This is a genomic window from Pseudomonas sp. MWU13-2862 (assembly GCF_023242495.1).
In the GTDB taxonomy this organism is placed as follows: Bacteria; Pseudomonadota; Gammaproteobacteria; order Pseudomonadales; family Pseudomonadaceae; genus Aquipseudomonas; species Aquipseudomonas gingeri_D.
On the sequence record NZ_JALMEZ010000023.1, the window covers coordinates 21,669 to 40,712 of the forward strand.

Here is a 19,044-nt window from a genome sequence, read left to right on the forward strand (position 1 = left end):
CCTTATTGTCAGATTTATATTTTTGGCAGCGGCTGTATTATTTGCTAATAAATTTGCCGCCACCCCCTATTTGCGCTAGGGGACGCGCAAATCGTTAATTGATATAGTTTTTTTTGCTAAATTTATTTCGACGGAAACCATTAAGTCGCTTCTTCCTTCCTCTTTTGTCCATAATGGAATATCGATTAGCATGGCGAAATCGTTATCTAGTGCGAAAGCGTCTGAAAAATCAAGAAAGTTATTAGGGGGCGAAGTTAATGTGTTGCCGTATTCCGAAATGACTCTTTTGAGGTCGTCGACTGTCGTTCTGCCGAGCCAAGCTTTGGCACTGATTTTTGCATAATCTCCGGTAGATAATGCGAGTACCAATTCTGCGAGGTCGGCTTTTTGTTTGGTTGAAAGGGTCATTTCTTCCTGTTCCCGGGAATGCGTGTGACTGTGTCGGGTGTTACCCCAAGAGACTCAAAGTGAGCATCAGTGTCCTTCATAAGCATTTTAGCATCGTCTTTTGCAATGCCAGATTTTCGGAGTGCCTTATAGGCTATGCGCCGCTCGATTCGGTAGGTTCCTCCCCCTTTTTGTCGCTGAACCTGAGTCGCTATGTAATGAGGTGTGCCCACTTGCGTAGATGGGCCAGGAAGCTGAACAGCTGGAGCTGTTTTCCGATCATAGCCTGGAATATCCCTCACAGATGCATCTTGGATAATGTGGTGTGAGTCTTTTGCGCCTGCACGTACAAGCTCGCTATAACCGCCGCTTACGACAGGAAGCGAAGGATCCCCATTACCAACGGTGTTTTGGGTTGTATCTGTGGGAGGACTGACCTTATTACTTGGGGAGCATGGGCAGCTACCTTCGATTGCTGCTAACCCCAACGGATCTACCCACCCTGTCGGGTTAGGCACATACCGGTAGTTGTTCAACCCTCCCGCCAGCTTGATCGGGTCTGGCGTCAAAAACCGTCCAGTCCCCGGATTGTAGTAGCGATGGCGGTTGTAGTGTAGCCCCGTCTCGGCATCAAAATACTGCCCCTGAAAGCGCAGCGGGTTGTCGATCTCGGCCACTTCCAGCTTCGCCACGTTGCCGTAGGCCTTGTATCGGGCCGACCACAGGATGGCGCCGCTACCAGAGGTCAGCTCCTGCGGCGTGCCCAGATGGTCAAGCTGGTAGTAGTAGGGCAGGGCATGGCCCGGACCTTCACCGTCGAGCATCGCCAGTGGCCGGAAGGTGCCCGGCTCATACACGTAGCTGCGATAGTGCCCAGCCGCCGATTCGGCGATCAGCCGCTCACCTTGCCAGATGAACTCAGTGGTCTTGCCTTCAACGGTCTTTTCGATCCGCCGCCCAAAGGCGTCATAGCGATATTTCGCGACCTGCCCGTTGGGCAGCTGCGCTTCAACGAGCCGATGCTGAGCATCGTACTTGTACTCGGTCACCAGCCGTTGCCCAGCCCCGCGCCGCTCGCGGATCAGGTTGCCGTAGGCGTCGTAGTCGAAGTGCGCGTCACCCTGCATCAGCAGACGGTTGCCTTTGACGTTGACGCGGTTGCCGTCCAGCGCTGGCGCCTGGCTGAGCAGGTTGCCCGCCGGGTCATGACTGAAGGCTTCGGTCAAATCACCGCGTACAGTGATCAGCCGGTCGAGCGGGTCGTAGTGGTACTCGCGCAGTCCCTTGCGACTGTCGCTGATCCGCGCCAGGTTGCCGTTGGCGTCGTAGTCATAGGTCCGGGCCAACAGGCGTTGCTGGTGCTGGCTGACGCGGTGTTCGGTGAGGCGGCCCTGTTCGTCGTACTGGTATTGGCTGAGCAGTTGCCCTTGCTGACGTTGCTGCTCGCGGCCGGCGCTGTACTGGTGGCCGGTCAAGCGCTGGCCGTTGAGGTCGATGGCGCTGAGGTCGCCGCCGGCCAGGTGGCGATAGTCCAGGGTGCTGCCGTCGGGCAGGCGCGCATGGCTGAGCTGGCCCAGCGCATCGTAGCGGTAGTGCAGGGTGGCCCAGCCCTGGTGTTCGGTAGTCAGGCGGTCCTGCAGGTCGTACTCATACGCCAGCGGCCAGTGACCGTCATCGACATTGACCAGGCGGCCCAACGCGTCGTACTGGTAGTGGATGGCGTTGCCATCGGCCAGCGTCTTGACCAGCAGGCGGCCGGCGGTGTCGCGCTGGTAGGCGGTCTTCAGCTCGCTGCCATCATCGCCAAACTCGGTCTTTTCGATCAGTTGGCCGTTAAGGTCATAGACGTACGCCGTGCGCCGACCATCAAAACCGGTTTCCTGCTGGATCAGGCCGTTGCTGTAGTAGTCCAGGTGGTACTGCTCGCCACGCTCATTCTCGATATCGGTGAGCAACAGGCGCGTGTTGTTGTAGCGGTACTTGAGCTCACTGCCATCCGGGTTGAGGCGGCGGCTGACCAGGTGCAGGTTGTCGGCGTACTCGTAGCGGGTAAGCCGACCCAGTTCGTCGCGCTCGCTGGTGAGTTTGCCGTAAGCGTTGTAGGTAAAGGCGCGGGTGGCGCCGCCGGGCAGTTGCACCTGGGTCAGGCGGCCCACCGGGTTCCATTGGTACTGGGTGACGGCACCGCTTTCGTCCTGGCGGGTGATCTGCCGGCCCTGCGCGTCGTAACGGTAGCGACGCTGGCCGCCGTTGGGCAATTGCTCTTCGATGAGCTGGCCTTGAGGGTTCCAGGTCAGTTGGTGCACGCTGCCGTCGGCATGGCGGATGTCCAGCAGGCGACCGCGGGCATCGTAGGTGTAGGCGGTGGTATTGCCGTTGGGGTCGGTCTGGCGGGTGATGTCGCCCTGGGCGTTGCGGGTGTATTTCCACTCGGCCTTGCCGCGCTGCACGGCGCTGACGAAGCCGTTGTCGTACTCGTAGACCGTGGGGGCGTCTTGCGCCGGAATCACCGCTACCAGGCGACCCGCGTCGTTGTACTGGTACTCGGTGACGGCGCCGAGCGGGTCTTTTTCCGCGATCAGCCGACCTTTTTCGTCGTAGGCCTTTTCGTGAGTGGCGCCGTCCGGGTCGACCTGCTTGACCAGCCGGGCGTTGTCGTCGTGGACGTAGACTTCCTGGCTGCCGTCGGCATTGAGCACGGTGACGCTGCCGTCGTCGCCCCAGGTGTAGCGCGCGTCCATCTGTGAGAAGTTGGCCCAGTGGTGGACGCAGCGGGCAGACTTGCCCTGGCCTTGCCATTCCCAGAAAAACTTGGCGCCACCGGCCAGTTGCCGCACTTGAATGACGTGCTGGGCGTCGTAGGCGTACAGCTCGCTTTCGCCGACGGCGTTGGTGGCTTCAACCAGGCGACGCTGTTGGTCGTAGCGGTAGGTCACCAGGTTTTGCAGGGTCTGCCAGGACGCTTCGGCGGTGTCGGCCGGGCGATGGCTTTGGTAATCGACGCCAACGATGACGCTGCGATCATAGCGCAGCAGCAGGGCACGACCGGCGCCGTTGTCGACACGCATGATGCGGCCGAGGATGTCGCGCTGCAGGTGCAGACGGTTGCCGTAGGCATCGCTGATGGCGATCAGGCTGGCACTGTGGCGGTCGAAACGGAAATGGTAGAAGCGTGCCTGGTCGCCGGCCTGGGTCAGGATCAGTTCGCTGGGGTCGTCACCCAGGTAGATCGCGGCCTTGGACAGGCTGTTGGTGATGGCCGGGCGCTTGACGCTGGGCAGCGGGAATTCGGTACTGCGGTTTTCGTGGTCCAGCCAGATGACCTTATCGCCTTCGATGGTCACGCGCTGGGCCAGGGCATGGCTCCAGCCGGGGCCCAGGCCGCATTCGGTTTCCACGGCGGAGGTGCGGTAGAGGCGGGTCCATTCGAAGGGCAGCACGCCGTCGAGTTGGCCGTCGGTGAGGGTCAGCAGCTCTTCGCCGGTGACCATCGAAACGGGGCAGCCGTTGGTGCAGGTGGCGCTGCAAGCGTCGGCGGGTTTGTCGTCGGGGCTCTTGGATTGTTTGGACGCATCATCCACCGGGGTGGACTCTTCGACGGTGATCTTCTTGTTCGGCGCCTTGGGGATGTCGAGCGTATCCGCCGCCACTTTATCAATGCCTTGCGCGGCACTGGTGATCTGCTTGGTGGTTTTTGCAGAACTGTTGACCACCGACTCGGAGGCCGTAACCAGGGGCACCAAGGTTTTTGCGTGGGGTTTGAGTTGGTGGCTGGTACTGATATCGACCAATGCTTGAACGGCGTCCTGCAGGAACATCCGGGTGCCGGTTGCGATGCCGGCGGCACCGCCCGAGACCGTGATGCGTACCACCAGGCCAATACCGCCAGACAGCACAACCCCCAGAATAAAGTTGATCAGAAAGTCCGTGGTGAATTCGCCGATCGCTTCGGCCACCATGGTCGGTGGCAACATCCGCACCCAGGTCAGCAGGGCCATGGTGTAGAGGTACATCAACAACGGGTCGCTGAGGAGCGTCAGGGCGGTGGACAACAACTCGTCGGCCTGGGCCTTGAGCTTTTTGAAGTCGGCTTCGTTGATCATGGTCAGCAACCTGGCCATGTTTTCGTCCAGGTTGGCCAGAATCGAGAAAGCCTTCTTGATGTCCTCCCACAGCGACTTCAGGGCTTTTTTGATGCCGTCGCGCAATGCCTGGTTGGCTTGTTCCAGGCGTTTGGGGTCGCTGACCGGGGCAAACGTCTTCCACTTGGGCTCGATACTGCCTTGCCATTGCTGGCTGAGCCAATCATGCAGGCTGGAAACGATGCCATCGTAAGAACCATAGAGGGCGTCGAGTTCTGATTGGCCGACCTGCGGATGGAAGGTGAGGCGATACTGCTGGTTGGGAATACAGCCCTGGATTTCTGCCATGCCCAGTTTGTCCAGGCGGCCTTTGAACGATTCTCCAGTACCTGAACCGGTGTTCACCGGTTCCATCAAGTAGGGGGTATTGCCAATGGGCACGAAGGTCGAGGAGTCAAATCGATGCAGCAATGTCAGCTTGCCGTTGACCGGGCAGGTGGCATAGGTCTCGATTTTTCTGTCGCTCTTGTTGGCGTCTTTTTTGCTGAGCGTGCTGACCTCGTCACTGACGCGGATTTCCTGGTCGATATCCATTGCCCAACCGGTCAGGAAGCCGTCAGCCAGCTCTTTGTAATGGGTAAGGCTATTGGCCTGGAAATCGGCCAGCATCTTGTCGGCATCAGGGGGGGTGGCGCTTAGTACGTAAGCATCAAAGACGGCCATGATGGGGTTGAGGTTCATTGCAGGACTTCCTGTTCCAGATAGGCTCTGACACGCGTACTAAGCGTTTCTTGCGGGGCAGCGGCACGCTTTACAAAATGCTCGATCTTGAGCCGAAGGTTGGTTTGCGGCAGGGCGAAGTACAGCGCTGAATAGTCTTCGCGCAGCCACTGCAGCAAGTTGTCCACCAGGGTCGAGGGATCCTCCTGGCTCAACTGATCCAGCAACGCCTGCGGCACCTCCCACCAGGGATACGGCTGCGCGTCCCGCACGACACCGCCGTTGCTGGTCACGCCGTAGCCATTGATCCAGTAGCGCTCGAACACCGGCAGCACCTCTGCGCTGGCGTTGCCCAGATAACTCAGGATCGGCAACAGATGGCGCCCATCCCAGAAGCGAAAAAACACCTCCGTTCGATCAGGCATGATCACCTGGGTCAGGCCTCGCAGGTGTTCGGCGACCACCTCAGGCGGGCAGCGCGACACGGCCAGCCAACCCCAGTCCTGCTCCTCGCAACCGTCGATCCAGCCCAGCAGTGGGCTGTCACTGGCGAGTTGGTCGACATAGGGCATCACTTCTTTCCAGCCCGCGTAGGGCGTATCGCTCCAGATCGGAATAGGCGCGGTGGGCGTGGCGATCTGGTAATAGCGGGCCAGTGGATGTGCGTCACTGGCATTGCTCAGGACCACATAGAGGTATTCGTCAGGGGCCAGCGGGTGCTGTTCCAGCCATTGCCTGGCGCTCAATGAATCAGATGGCACAGGCACCGTCCTTGCACTTCTCACACTCCTCGCAGAACGGCGCATTGCGCTTCATTGTGTTGATCTGTGCCGGGCTCAGTAACGCGCCGGCCAAGGCGGCAGCGGCCTGCTTGAGCAATCCCGGCAACAACGCCGCGATCGGCGTACCCACCCCGGCGCTGCCGCCCTGGTTCATCTTGATCGTCGCGCCGCTCAGTACCACACCGCTGCCGTCGACCTTGATGAAGCTGCCGCCGGCCTTGAGGGTCAGTTCGGCGCCGGCTTCCAGGACGATTTTCTGGCCGCTGCTCAGGTGGATTTCCTGACCGGCCTCGGTGAACTGGCCGACGCCGATTTTCAGGTGCAGGGTCTGGCCGACGCTCAGGTGATCGTCGACGCGGGCTTCGACCTTGCGGTCCAGGTCGACGGTGAAGTGTTCTTCGGCCTTGAACTCGCTGTAGCTGTTGGCCTCGACCGTGTCGTGACGTTCATGACCAACGCGGATTTTCTGGTCGTGCTCGATGCGCTCGTCCCAGTCACGCTGGGCGTGGATGAAGATCTGCTCCTGGCCTTTCTTGTCCTCGATGCGCAGTTCGTTGAAGCCACCGCCACCGGGACTGCTCAAGGTCTTGAAGACGCTGCGGGTCTTGTTCGCCGGCAGCTTGTAGGGGGCGGCGTTTTCCTTGTGGTACAGGCAACCGGTCACCAGTGGTTGATCGGGATCGCCCTCAAGAAAGCTGACCAGCACCTCCATACCCATGCGCGGGATGGCGATGCCTCCGTAACGAGCACCGGCCCAGGCCGAGGACAGACGCAGCCAGCAACTGGTCTGGTCGTTGTTCTGGCCATCGCGGTCCCAGAAGAACTGCACCTTCACCCGGCCGTATTGATCGCAGTGGATGTCCTCGCCTGCGGGGCCGGTGACCACGGCGCTTTGACTGCCCAGGATCCGTGGTTTGGGATGACGCAGGGCCGGGCGGTAGAACACGTCCCAAGGCCTGGCCTTGAATTGGTTGCGATAGCCCTGGTGGAAGTCATCCTTGTTCTGGGTGGTGTCGCTGGGCACCGACTCTTCCAGCACTTGCGGTTGTTTGCCGTGGTGGCGCACTTCGGTCAGCAACCACAGGTCATTCCATTTGGCTTGCGGGTGGTCGGTCAAGGGCAGGAAGTATCCACTGACCAGGCACGCGACATCGCTGCGGCCTTCAGCCTGGCGGTAGTCAGCGCGCAGACGCTCCAGCGCGCGGCTGGCCAGCAGCTGGCCGCGGGGGCGGTCGCTGAATCGACCTGGGTAGTCATAGTCCTCCAGGTCGGGGGCGAACTCGCTCTTGACCGCAGCCTCCAGGTCAAGCCGCGGTTGCTCGAAGTCGTAGTCGCGCCGCGTGGTGCGCGTACTACGGGTTTCCAGGCGCACATTGAAGCGCTTGATCACCGGGTTGTCGGCGACCTGCCCGGAGTCCTGCTGGTAGCTGGCCGGGTCGAGCTTGGGGAACACCGTCTGGTCGTCGCCGAAGACCAGCAGGTGGCCGTCGGCGCTGTGCTGGAAGTGGTAGCTCAGGCCTTCCTCTTCGCACAGGCGCTGGATGAAGTGCAGATCGGACTCGTCGTACTGAACGCAATAGACCCGCTCGGGGTACACCGCGCTCAGCTGAAATTGGTAGGCATCGGCAAGCATGCCGTGCTCTTGCAGCACCTGGGCGATGATCTTGTCGACCGTCAGGTTCTGGAAAATACGTTGGTTGAAGCGTTGGGCCAGGTTGGCCAGTTGCGGACGCAAGGTGACGTGGTAGCGGGTAAAGCGCTTGCCGGAATCGCCTTGGGCGACACGCTGGATCATGCCGTGGATGCCGCTGCCGGTTGGTGAGAACACCAGGAAGGCGGGCTTGTGCAGCAGGCTATCGAGCGCCAGCGAGGCATTTTCGCTGATCAGCTCAAGGTGGAACTCGAAGGGTTGGTTGAGCGCTTCCTGGCCGGTGAACTCCAGCACCCGAAGGTCGCTATCGAAGCCTTCGATAGTCAGTGTAAAGGTGGGCTGATTGGCCAGCGCGAACATCCATTGTTCCTCTTGGTCAGGGGGGCAGAAACACCCTCGGCCAGAGGGTTCTGGCCGAGGGGGTCAAACTGTCACGCGCGCTTAGGCGGCGACAGGGGTACGCCAGTCATCGGAACCGGAAGTCCCCGAGACTTCGTGAGTCCAGGTGATTTTGCGGTAGGTGAAGTAGACGTCTTCCAGGTGGGTGAAGTGCGACATGTTCGGGTCCTGGCAGTTAGCCATGTTGGACTGAACGTCAACGATGATCGCGTCTTCCAGCTTGATGGTGTAGTAGTGCTCCTGGGTACCGGATGCCGAGGTACGGAACCACTTCAGGGTGCATTCGGTCAGGCGCTCACCGGTGGTCAGCGCGGTGAAGATCAGCGGCGAGGACTTGTCGAAGACCTTGGTGATTTTCAGCGGCTTGTGCACGCGCTGGCCGGTAGGCTGGCCGGACTGCGGATCGCGCGGGATGATGACCTGGTGATCGAAGGCCTGAACCAGGATCTCGTCTTCGTGACCTTCCTGGTAGATGTTGCCGACCGAGTCTTCGGTGAAGGTGCCGGCAGTGATCAGACCTTGCTTGGTGCCTTGGAGGGTCAGGTAGGCGGGTGTTGGCATGAAAGCTCTCCTTGCGGGGGTTGAATGTCGAATCCTGGACGGGTTTGAGTGTCCGGAGCGCAAGAGCTATTTCAAAAAGCGCGCCAGAAAAGATAGCGCCCAGTAAAAGCGGGGCTTTCAGCGCTGTTTTCGATCCGGAGGCGGGGGGTGGCAGTGGTTTTTCCCCCGTGATTGCGCAACTTCTTGCGCAGCACTGCGCAAGAAGTTGCGCACTTGGCTGCAAGCCCTGTGTGGCTTGGTCTTCAGTGGTTCAAAGAGTGTTTTTCGGAAAGGAGGTGCGCAAGAATTTGCGCATAGTGGCGATATGCCTTAGTTGTCGTATCGGTCAACTCATCCAATGTGCTGGATTGACGAGGGGGGGGGCAGTTCTGGCTCTGTCTTTCCTTGCGAGTTTCAGTGTCACCGAATGAATGAATGGATGGTTCTGGGTAACTACGAGTTTATATTCAAATGCCAGGTAGTGCGTGTAGGAAAAATCGATAGCGTGAGAAAGGCATAGCCGATAAAGCCACTGTCGAGTGATATCAAAAAGATATCACTCGAACATCACGAGTGATGTTGTAGTGCCATCTCGCTTCTGCGCTAGACCTCTAGGACGATAGTTCCATGTTCTATTGTTTCGGCCTGAAAACTGAGCTTCATTCCGGTTGGACGTGTGAAGGTGCACTGCTAATTTGAAAAAAAGTTTAATGTCAAAGTGCTTGCATCGCGCCACTAGTCTCATTTAGGATCCGCGCCTGCTGCAATCTGGAGCGGCACGTACTACATCAAGGATGAGTACGCAATAGTTGTTTCGTCATTGTTTTAATGCCTGGGAATATCATCAGGCAAGTCAGGCAATGATTCATTTAAGGTCACGGATGACATATTCAAGCAAGCTCTGCGCTCATTATCTCGATCTCGCAAAAGTGCCTGTTTCGGCAACTGCTTTTGCGGGCGCGGATGTGCGCTTCTCTGCAGAGTTTGAAGCGCTTGAAACAGAGCTCAATAAAGGCGCCTCGATGCATGACGCGGGGCGGACCGATTGGCTGAAGGTCAAGGACGGCTGCGAAGCGTTGCTGCGCAGCGAATCCAAGGATTTGCGCATCGCCACCTGGCTGATATGGGCCTTGTATCAGCAGGAGTCCTTTGTTGGTTTGGTCGCCGGTCTGGGGCTGATGCGCTATCTGTGCGAACACCATTGGAGCGAACTGCACCCGGCCAAATCCAGAACCCGCGCCGGTGCAATCGTTTGGCTGATCCCGCGCCTGGAACCGGTGCTTTCGGAAGACGTTCCGGTCAAGGATCAATTGCCATTGTTCCGCGCCATGGTCGCCCACTTGGAGGCGCTCGATGAACACTTCACGGCCAGCTTGGGCGACGAGGCGCCGCTGATCCTGCCCATGCGCCGACGTTTGGCGACCATGGTTCAGCGGGCCGCCGACGGTCAGCCAGAGCCCGGCAGCGTCGGCGCGGTGGTCGCGCAGGTCAAGCAGGCGGCGACCCAGCTGTTGACCCCGGGCTCGCCCGTCGACAACGAAAAGGATGCCCATAAGGCCCTGCGTGCGCAGCAGGAAAGCGCCCGGCCGCTGTGTGCCTGGTGGCTGCGTCAGAAAGCTACCGATGCGCGAGCGCTGCGCCTGAATCGAACCTTGCTATGGCTCCCGATCGACGCCATGCCCGAGCGCAACGCCGAGCAGATCACGGCCCTGCGGGGGGTGCCGGTGGACAAGCTCAACAGTTATCGCGAGCGTTTTGACGCGGGGAAATATGCTGATCTGTTGGTTGACCTGGAGGCCAGCCTTGCGCGCTCGCCATTCTGGTTCGATGGCCAACGGGTTGTCTGGGAATGCCTGCAGGCGTTGAATGCGGACACTGCGATGCGTGAAGTGGAAATCCATTTCGCCCTGTTTCTGCAACGACTGCCGGGTATCGTCGAGCTGCGCTTTCATGACGGTATGCCGTTTGCCGATCCGGCAACCCGCGGCTGGATCAGCACCCATGTGATGCCCCACCTGCAGGCACCTGCGGCGCCACGCAAAGTCGAGGCCGGCGACAGTCGACTGGTGTGGGAGCAAGCGCTGGAGGATGTACAGCCGATTTTGCGCAAGGACGGCCTGAAGTCGGCGGTTCAGGTACTCAAACAAGGATTGCAAAGCGCCCAAGGTGGCCGTGAACGCTTTTTTTGGCAGTTCAGTCTGGCCCGCCTGTGCCACCAGGCCAAGAAGTACGACCTGGCCCGCACCCAACTCGAAACACTCGATCAGCAACTCCAGCATTCCGGCATTCAGGCGTGGGAGCCTGATCTCGCGCTCGCGGTTCTGCACCTGCTGCACAGCTGTTGTGAGCTGTTGCCACAGAACCACGCCGTGCGCGAACGCAAGGACGAAATTTATCGCAGGTTGTGCCACCTCGATCTCGAAGTTGTACTCGAATAGGCCTTCGGGCCATAACCGCAAAGGAGAAAGACCATGGCCAAAGAAGGCTCGGTAGCCCCCAAGGAACGGATCAACGTTACCTTCAAACCTGCATTGGGCAACGCTCAGGAAGAGATCGAGCTGCCGCTGAAGCTGTTGGTACTCGGCGACTTCACCCAGCAGGCCGATGAGCGCAAGGTCGAAGATCGCAAGCCCATCAGCATCGACAAGAACAATTTCGATGATGTGCTGGCCAAGCAGAATCTGAACTTGACCATCAGCGTCCCGAACCGCCTTCAGGAGGAGGGCGAAGCCGACGAATTGGCAGTCAGCATTAATGTTGACTCCATGAAGGACTTCAGCCCCGCCAACCTGGTCGAGCAGATCCCTGAATTGAAGAAATTGATGGAACTACGTGACGCTTTGGTGGCGTTGAAAGGGCCATTGGGCAACGCCCCTGCCTTCCGCAAGGCAATCGAAGGCGTATTGGCTGACGATCAAGCGCGTGGCCGTGTACTGGGTGAGCTGGGTATGCAAGCCAGCCAGCAGGACGCCTGAGTTTCCAATTGATAAGGATGCCAACACATGAGCACCAGTGCCGCACAGCAAAACAGCAGTGACATTACAGAATTCGGAATTCTCGATCAGATCATTGCCGAGACCAAACTGACCCCTGATGATGAGGCGTACAACATCGCCAAGCGCGGTGTTTCTGCGTTCATCGAAGAGCTGCTGAAACCGCAGAACCAGGGCGAGCCCGTCAAGAAGGCATTGGTCGATCGCATGATTGCTGAGATCGATGCCAAGCTTAGCCGCCAAATGGACGAGATCCTTCACCACAGCGAATTCCAGGCCCTGGAGTCTTCGTGGCGCGGCCTGCAGTTGCTGGTCGACAGGACCAACTTCCGTGAAAACATCAAGATTGAAGTGCTCAATGCTTCCAAGCAGGATCTGCTGGATGATTTTGAAGACTCACCGGAAGTCATGCAGGCAGGTCTGTACAAGCACATCTACACCGCCGAGTACGGCCAGTTTGGTGGTCAGCCAGTCGGCGCGATCATTGCCAACTACTTCATGTCGCCCAGCGCGCCAGACGTCAAGCTGATGCAGTACGTCTCCAGCGTTGCGTGCATGTCCCATGCGCCATTTATCGCCGCGGCCGGCCCGAAATTCTTCGGGCTGGAAAGTTTCACGGGTTTGCCGGATCTCAAGGACCTGAAGGATCATTTCGAAGGCCCGCAGTTCGCCAAGTGGCAGAGCTTCCGCCAGGCGGAAGACTCGCGTTACGTCGGCCTGACCGTACCGCGCTTTCTGCTGCGCAACCCCTATGATCCGGAAGACAACCCGGTCAAGACCTTCGTCTACAAGGAAAACGTCGCCAACAGCCATGAGCACTATCTGTGGGGCAACACCGCGTACGCGTTCGGTACCAAGCTGACTGACAGCTTCGCCAAATTCCGCTGGTGCCCGAACATCATCGGCCCGCAAAGCGGTGGCGCCGTTGAGGATTTGCCGCTGCATCACTTCCAGAGCATGGGCGAAATCGAAACCAAGATTCCTACCGAGGTACTGGTATCGGACCGTCGTGAGTACGAATTGGCCGAGGAAGGTTTCATCTCGCTGACCATGCGCAAAGGCAGCGACAACGCGGCGTTTTTCTCCGCCAACTCGGTGCAGAAGCCCAAGACCTTTGGTATCAGCGAAGAGGGCAAGGCGGCCGAGCTGAACTACAAGCTGGGCACCCAACTGCCCTACATGATGATCGTCAACCGCCTGGCTCACTACCTCAAGGTACTGCAGCGCGAGCAACTGGGTTCGTGGAAAGAGCGTACCGATCTTGAAGCCGAGCTCAACAAGTGGATTCGCCAGTACGTCGCCGACCAGGAAAACCCAAGCGCCGAAGTCCGTGGTCGTCGCCCACTGCGCGCGGCACAGATTGCCGTCAGCGATGTGGAGGGCGAACCAGGCTGGTACCGCGTGAGCCTGAACGTGCGCCCGCACTTCAAGTACATGGGGGCTGATTTCACCCTGTCGTTGGTTGGCAAGCTGGATAAAGAGTAAGCAGGAGCTGAATCATGATGGGATACGGCAGCCTTTTCGAACGTCTCAATGGCGATGCCGCGAGTCGCAAGGGTCTTCCCCGGGAGGCCAGTGCCATGGCTTCGGTGGCTGCCCATCTGGCCAAAATGCTCAGCACCCGTGCGGGCAGCGTGCAGACGCTGCCCGATTACGGGCTACCGGATCTCAACGACATGCGCCTGAGCTTGCACGATTCCTTGACCCAGGCCCGCGATGCAATACGCAAGTTCATTGAGGCCTATGAGCCTCGCCTTTCCAAGGTGCAAGTCGTTTCCATGCCGCGTGACAAGGACCACCTCAGGCTGACCTTCGCGATCGAAGGGGTGCTGGAAGTGGAGGGCATCAAGCGGCAGGTCAAGTTCACCGCCAACCTGGATGGCAGTGGCAACGTGAAGGTTCACTAAGGCGTTTCAATGGGGCCGCCCTCTCAGCAGCGGCTATTTGGCCGTGACGGGCTTGTTCGGGCGGTTTGGTGATTCGGTTCTTTATCGCGTCTCACGCTTTGTTGGGCCGATGTGTATTCCAATATTGCATTTCTTGGGGACTGTTTTCCTCAATCCGGATCCTGCCTAGTCGGGATATCAGGAAAGTTTTTCAGCTCCGAGAGCTCTCCATTTAGAGGTAAGTTGCGTGTCCTTCAACCACTACTACCAAAGCGAACTCACCGCACTGCGCCAACTCGGCCGGCGTTTCGCTGAGCGTAGTCCGGCGCTGGCGCCATTCCTCAGCCAGAGTGGGCGGGACCCGGACGTGGAGCGCTTGCTCGAAGGCTTTGCCTTCCTGACCGGGCGCCTGCGCCAGAAGCTCGATGACGAGTTGCCTGAACTGACTCACTCGTTGATGCATCTGCTCTGGCCCAACTACATGCGGCCATTGCCTTCGTTCAGCATTCTGCAATTCGAGCCGCTGGCCGAGGCGGGGCCGGCGCTGCTCGTCCCTCGCGAGACCGCAGTGGAAAGTAAACCATTCGACGGTGTGCGTTGCCGTTTCCGCACCTGCTACGACACCGATGTTCTGCCGCTGGACCTGAAGGCGCTGAACTACGCGGTCAAGGGCGACGGTGCGGTGCTGAGTCTGCGTACCGAGATGAGTTGCGACGGCTTCCTGGCTGAGCTGGAGCTCAAGCGCTTGCGCTTGCACCTGGCCGGTGAACGCTACATCAGCCAGATGCTCTATCTGTGTCTGCTGCGCAACCTGGAAGGCATCGAAGTCGTTCCGGTGGATGCCAACGGCAAGGCACTCCAGGGCGCCAACGAATGCGACATCATCTTCAAGCTCGGCGCCGACAAGGTCAGCCCGGTGGGGTTCGCTGAAGAGGAGGCGCTGATTCCGTACCCACTCAACACCTTTCGTGGCTACCGTTATTTGCAGGAATACTTCGCCTTCCAGGACAAGTTCCTGTTTGTCGATCTGGTGGGGCTGGAGGTGCTCGGGCAACTGCCTGAAGACACCCTGAAACGGGTCCGCGGTGTTGAGTTGCGTTTCAACATCCGTAAAAGCGGCATTCAACGCCTGCGCCCCAGCCTTGAGAATGTGAAGCTGTACTGCACGCCTATTGTCAATCTGTTCAAGCACGATGCCTTGCCCATTCGCCTGGACGGCAAACAGGATGAGTACCTGCTGCTGCCTGCCGAATACGACCTGCAAAATTGTGGGGTGTTTGCTGTTGAGTCGGTGACCGGCTGGCTCCCTGGTGGTGTGGGCAACCGCCCCTATGTGCCGTTCGAATCGTTCGAGCACGATGCCAGTTTCGACGTGCCCGCGGCCCGCCCGCACTTCAGCGTTCGCCAACGCAGCTCGCTGCTGCACGAGGGCATGGACACTTACCTGAGCTTCGGCATGCGCCACGTCGAAGAACACGAAACGCTCTCTATCGAGCTGACCTGCACCAATCAGAACCTGCCGCTGCGCCTGCGCGAGGGTGATATCTGCCTGGTGTCCGAAGGCACGCCCGAGTTTCTCAAGTTCCGCAATATCACGGCGGCGACGCCCAGTTATGCACCACCGATCAACCGCGATTTTCTGTGGAAGCTGATCAGCAACATGTCGCTGAACTACCTGTCGCTGGCTAACGTCGAGGCGCTCAAGGTCATTCTCGAAACCTACGACCTGCCGCGTTATTACGACCAGCATGCGGAAAAGGTCAGCAAGCGCCTGCTCGGTGGGCTGAAGGGGATACGCCACCAGCCTATCGACCGCTTGCACAAAGGCCTGCCGTTACGCGGCCTGCGCACTGAACTGACCATCGATCCGGAAGGCTATGTCGGGGAAGGCGATCTGTTCGTTTTTGCCTCGGTGCTGAATGAATTTTTCGCGCTCTACGCCAGCCTCAACTCGTTCCACGAATTGAGGGTCAAAAGCACACAGGGAGAGGTGTACCAATGGACACCACGCATGGGGCTGCAGCCCCTGCTTTAAGCAGGCTGACCCGGGTAATACGCGAATACTCGCTGTTTCAGGCGGTGTTGCTGGTGGTCGATCGGTTGCGCGATGTGTATCCGGACCTGACGGAAGAGCAGCTGTATGACCAGGTCGAATTCGAGGCGAATCCAAGTCTTGGTTTCCCTGGCAGTGATGTAGATCGGGTGCAGTTTTTTGAGGAGCACGGAGAGCTGCGAGCACGCCTGCGCTTCAACCTGCTTGGCCTGTTCGGCTCCAGTTCACCGCTGCCGGCGTTTTACGGTGAGCAGGCACTGGGGGATAGCCAAGACGGCAATCCGACGCGCCAGTTTCTCGACCTGTTCCACCACCGGCTACAGCGGTTGATGCTGCCGATCTGGCGCAAATACCGTTATAGCGCGCGGTTCGAGAGTGGTGCCCAGGACCCGTTTTCCGAGCAGTTGTTTGCGCTGGTTGGCTTGGGGGGTGAAGAGATCCGTCGCGCCGAAGAGCTGAACTGGAAGCGACTGTTGCCGTATCTGGGGCTGCTGAGCTTGCGTGCGCACTCAGCGGCGCTGATCGAGTCGGTGTTGCGTTACTACTTCAAGCACGAAGAGTTGGTGATCGAGCAATGCGTTGAGCGTCGGGTGGAGATCCTTGAGGAACAGCTCAATCGTCTCGGCCAGGCGAACAGCCTGCTGGGCGAGGACTTGGTCCTGGGGGAGCGGGTGCGCGACCGTGGCGGCAAGTTTCGTATTCATGTCCGGCAACTGACCTGGGAGCGGTTTCATGAGTTCCTGCCCATCGGCCCGGGTTATCAGCCGTTGTGCGCGCTGGTGCGTTTTACCCTGCGCGACCCGCTCGATTACGACCTGCGGTTGGTGCTCAAGCAGGAAGAGATTCGCGAGCTGCGTATCGGCGAAACCAACGTGTGTCGGCTTGGCTGGACCAGTTGGCTTGGACATGAGCGTGCCGACGGGGTCGTGACCCTGGGCAGCAGAATTCATTAAGGACAGATGACAATGATTAACGTAGACCTGCAACAGCTTATCAAGGCCCTGGATACCGAAACCCGTCGTGATCTGGAAGGTTCGGCGCAACGCTGCGTTGCCCGCGGTGGCAGCAAGATCCTGGTCGAAGACCTGTTGCTGGCTTTGTTGGAGCGCCCTGAAGGGTTGCTTGCCAAGGCGCTGCTGGACGCCGATATCGAGGCCAGCGAACTGGCTGCGGCACTGCAGCCACGTCCCGAACACAGCGCTTCGCGCAATCCGGTGTTTGCTCCCGAGCTGGTGCAATGGCTGCAGGATGCCCTGCTGGTGGCCAACCTGGAACTTGGCCAGAGCCAGGTCGAGCAGGCTGCGCTGATTCTGGCGCTGCTGCGCAACCCCATGCGCTATGCCGGCAGCCACTACCAGTCCCTGCTGGCCAGGCTCAATGGTGATCGGTTGCGTGAATTCGCCTTGGCACACAAACCCGAGCCTGAAAACGGCAAGGCCGCCCCTGGCGGTGAGTCGCTGCTGGGAAAATTCACCCACAACCTGACCCAACAAGCCCGAGACGGCAAACTCGACCCTGTGCTCTGCCGCGATTCGGCCATTCGTCAGATGATCGATATCCTTGCCCGTCGCCGCAAGAACAACCCTATCGTGGTGGGCGAGGCCGGTGTCGGCAAGACCGCCATCGTCGAAGGCCTGGCCTCGCGCATCGCCGCCGGTGAAGTGCCGCAGGTGCTCAAGGGGGTCGAGTTGTTGTCCCTGGACATGGGACTTTTGCAGGCTGGCGCCAGCGTCAAAGGTGAGTTCGAGCGCCGCCTCAAGGGTGTGATTGATGAAGTCAAGGCCTCGCCCAAACCGATCATTCTGTTTATCGACGAAGCCCACACGCTGATTGGCGCTGGCGGCCAGGCGGGTGGTTCTGATGCCGCCAACTTGCTCAAGCCTGCGTTGGCCCGTGGCGAGTTGCGCACTATCGCGGCGACCACATGGACGGAGTACAAAAAATACTTTGAAAAAGACCCGGCGCTGGCTCGGCGCTTCCAGCCGGTGCAGTTGCATGAACCGACGGTCAGCGAGGCGGTGACCATTCTGCGTGGTCTGGCCCAGGTCTATGAACAGAGTCACGGGATTTACCTGCGTGATGACGCTGTGGTCGCCGCGGCCGAGCTGTCCGCGCGTTATCTGGCAGGCCGGCAGTTGCCGGACAAGGCGGTCGATGTGCTCGATACCGCTTGTGCGCGGGTACGCATCAGCCTTGCCGCGGCGCCGGAAAGCCTTGAGCGTTTGCGTGCCGAACTCGCCGAGGGTGAACGCCAGCGCCAGGCGCTGCGCCGCGACGCCGAAGCCGGACTTGCGGTCGACCTGCCGGCGCTGCGATTGCTTGAAGCGCGCCTGGAACAGGCGGCGCAAGAGCAAGACGTTCTGGAACAACGCTGGGCTGAGCAGAAGGCCCTGGCCGAAGCACTGCTGGACCTGCGTCAGCAACTGGCAACTGCACGAGGAGTCGAGCCTGTCGAAGGGGGCGACATCGCCGTGCTGGAGGCGCAACTGCACCAGACTCATGCGTCCTTGACCCAGGCCCAGCAGCAGGGGCGTCTGGTGAGCTTTGAAGTCTGCCCGCGCCTGGTCGCGGAAGTCATCAGCGCCTGGACCGGCGTGCCGCTGACCCAGTTGGCGCGTGAGCACAACGCCAAAATTGCCAGCTTTGCCGCCGACTTGCGCTTGCGCATTCGTGGCCAGGAACAGGCGATACACGCGTTGGATCGCTCTATGCGTGCCACGGCTGCCGGGCTTAACAAGCCGGATGCGCCCGTGGGGGTGTTCTTGCTGGTCGGTCCCAGCGGTGTGGGTAAAACCGAAACGGCGCTGGCCCTGGCCGACCTGCTTTATGGTGGCGATCGCTTCGTGACGACCATCAACATGTCGGAGTTTCAGGAAAAACATACGGTATCGCGGCTGATCGGCGCCCCACCAGGCTATGTCGGTTATGGTGAAGGCGGCATGCTGACTGAGGCGGTGCGGCAGAAGCCGTACTCGGTGGTGCTGCTCGATGAAGTCGAAAAGGCCGACCCGGACGTCCTCAATCTGTTCTATCAGATCTTTGACAAGGGGGTGGCCAACGACGGCGAAGGGCGCGAGATAGACTTTCGCAATACGCTGATCCTGATGACCTCAAACCTTGCCAGCGATCGCATCAGCGCGATGTGCGAGGAGGGCCAACGGCCCACCGCCCAAGCGCTGGAACAAGCCATTCGTCCGGCCCTGAGCAAGCACTTCAAGCCGGCATTGCTGGCGCGCATGCGCGTAGTCCCGTATTACCCGGTCGGTGGTGCCGTGCTGCGCGAACTGATCGAGATCAAGCTCGGACGGCTGGGCGAACGCCTGTCGCGTCGACAGTTGGCATTCAGCCATTGCCAAGCCCTGGTTGATCACTTGGCAGAGCGTTGTACGCAAAGCGACAGCGGTGCACGTCTGATCGACCATCTGATCGATTCGCACCTGTTGCCGTTGATTGCTGACCGTCTACTGGATGCCATGGTCACTGACGAAAACCTCAAGCATGTCCATGCCACGCTCGACAGTGATGGCGGCGTGATCTGTGAGTTTGCGTGA

At 59.5% G+C, this 19,044-nt stretch carries 12 protein-coding genes; 7 read left to right on the top strand and 5 right to left on the bottom strand.

What is annotated here, in order from left to right; all coding sequences use genetic code 11:
* Positions 1–75: 75 nt before the first annotated feature.
* The 5 genes from M5C56_RS30150 to M5C56_RS30170 all read right to left on the bottom strand — a co-directional run bounded on the left by M5C56_RS30150 (position 76) and on the right by M5C56_RS30170 (position 8,582).
* The gene (locus tag M5C56_RS30150; protein WP_103495352.1) at positions 76–408 is read right to left on the bottom strand and encodes a hypothetical protein; all 333 of its coding nucleotides are present in this window, start codon (positions 406–408) and stop codon (positions 76–78) included.
* Positions 405–5,210, bottom strand: a complete 4,806-nt coding sequence (locus tag M5C56_RS30155) for an RHS repeat-associated core domain-containing protein (protein WP_103495353.1) — start codon at positions 5,208–5,210, stop codon at positions 405–407. The genes M5C56_RS30150 and M5C56_RS30155 overlap by 4 nt, the downstream gene beginning before the upstream one ends.
* The gene (locus M5C56_RS30160) at positions 5,207–5,950 is read right to left on the bottom strand and encodes a DUF4123 domain-containing protein (RefSeq protein ID WP_103495354.1); all 744 of its coding nucleotides are present in this window, start codon (positions 5,948–5,950) and stop codon (positions 5,207–5,209) included. The genes M5C56_RS30155 and M5C56_RS30160 overlap by 4 nt, the downstream gene beginning before the upstream one ends.
* The gene (gene tssI, locus M5C56_RS30165) at positions 5,940–7,982 is read right to left on the bottom strand and encodes a type VI secretion system tip protein TssI/VgrG (protein ID WP_103495355.1); all 2,043 of its coding nucleotides are present in this window, start codon (positions 7,980–7,982) and stop codon (positions 5,940–5,942) included. The genes M5C56_RS30160 and tssI overlap by 11 nt, the downstream gene beginning before the upstream one ends.
* A gap of 81 nt (positions 7,983–8,063) precedes the next feature.
* Positions 8,064–8,582: an Hcp family type VI secretion system effector gene (locus M5C56_RS30170; protein WP_103495356.1), complete on the bottom strand. Its 519-nt coding sequence runs from the start codon at positions 8,580–8,582 to the stop codon at positions 8,064–8,066.
* 860 nt (positions 8,583–9,442) lie between these two features.
* On the opposite strand from M5C56_RS30170, the gene tssA reads away from it, so the two are divergent.
* From tssA to tssH, 7 genes are all read left to right on the top strand, one after another.
* Positions 9,443–10,999 (top strand): type VI secretion system protein TssA, encoded by a 1,557-nt coding sequence (tssA, locus tag M5C56_RS30175; protein WP_103495357.1) that lies wholly within the window; start codon positions 9,443–9,445, stop codon positions 10,997–10,999.
* Between the two features lie 33 nt (positions 11,000–11,032).
* Positions 11,033–11,536 (top strand): type VI secretion system contractile sheath small subunit, encoded by a 504-nt coding sequence (gene tssB, locus M5C56_RS30180; RefSeq protein WP_103495358.1) that lies wholly within the window; start codon positions 11,033–11,035, stop codon positions 11,534–11,536.
* Positions 11,537–11,563: 27 nt separating this feature from the next.
* A complete protein-coding gene (gene tssC / locus M5C56_RS30185; RefSeq protein WP_103495359.1) occupies positions 11,564–13,039 on the top strand; it encodes a type VI secretion system contractile sheath large subunit in 1,476 nt (491 codons plus the stop codon).
* A 14-nt stretch (positions 13,040–13,053) separates the two neighbouring features.
* Positions 13,054–13,461 (top strand): type VI secretion system baseplate subunit TssE, encoded by a 408-nt coding sequence (gene tssE / locus M5C56_RS30190; RefSeq protein WP_103495360.1) that lies wholly within the window; start codon positions 13,054–13,056, stop codon positions 13,459–13,461.
* 226 nt (positions 13,462–13,687) lie between these two features.
* Positions 13,688–15,475, top strand: a complete 1,788-nt coding sequence (gene tssF / locus M5C56_RS30195; protein WP_103495361.1) for a type VI secretion system baseplate subunit TssF — start codon at positions 13,688–13,690, stop codon at positions 15,473–15,475.
* On the top strand, positions 15,439–16,446 hold the full coding sequence (gene tssG / locus M5C56_RS30200) for a type VI secretion system baseplate subunit TssG (RefSeq protein WP_103495362.1): 1,008 nt from the start codon (positions 15,439–15,441) through the stop codon (positions 16,444–16,446). Before tssF ends, tssG begins: the two co-directional genes overlap by 37 nt.
* A gap of 6 nt (positions 16,447–16,452) precedes the next feature.
* Entirely contained in the window at positions 16,453–19,044 is a 2,592-nt protein-coding gene (gene tssH, locus M5C56_RS30205; protein ID WP_247263436.1) for a type VI secretion system ATPase TssH, read from the top strand.

Bases quoted from the DNA above. Each gene is read 5' to 3' on its own strand.
- M5C56_RS30150 (WP_103495352.1), bottom strand. From the start codon at position 408: ATGACCCTTTCAACCAAACAAAAAGCCGACCTCGCAGAATTGGTACTC.
- M5C56_RS30155 (WP_103495353.1), bottom strand. From the start codon at position 5,210: ATGAACCTCAACCCCATCATGGCCGTCTTTGATGCTTACGTACTAAGC.
- tssI (WP_103495355.1), bottom strand. From the start codon at position 7,982: ATGTTCGCGCTGGCCAATCAGCCCACCTTTACACTGACTATCGAAGGC.
- M5C56_RS30170 (WP_103495356.1), bottom strand. From the start codon at position 8,582: ATGCCAACACCCGCCTACCTGACCCTCCAAGGCACCAAGCAAGGTCTG.
- tssA (WP_103495357.1), top strand. From the start codon at position 9,443: ATGACATATTCAAGCAAGCTCTGCGCTCATTATCTCGATCTCGCAAAA.
- tssB (WP_103495358.1), top strand. From the start codon at position 11,033: ATGGCCAAAGAAGGCTCGGTAGCCCCCAAGGAACGGATCAACGTTACC.
- tssC (WP_103495359.1), top strand. From the start codon at position 11,564: ATGAGCACCAGTGCCGCACAGCAAAACAGCAGTGACATTACAGAATTC.
- tssE (WP_103495360.1), top strand. From the start codon at position 13,054: ATGATGGGATACGGCAGCCTTTTCGAACGTCTCAATGGCGATGCCGCG.
- tssG (WP_103495362.1), top strand. From the start codon at position 15,439: ATGGACACCACGCATGGGGCTGCAGCCCCTGCTTTAAGCAGGCTGACC.
- tssH (WP_247263436.1), top strand. From the start codon at position 16,453: ATGACAATGATTAACGTAGACCTGCAACAGCTTATCAAGGCCCTGGAT.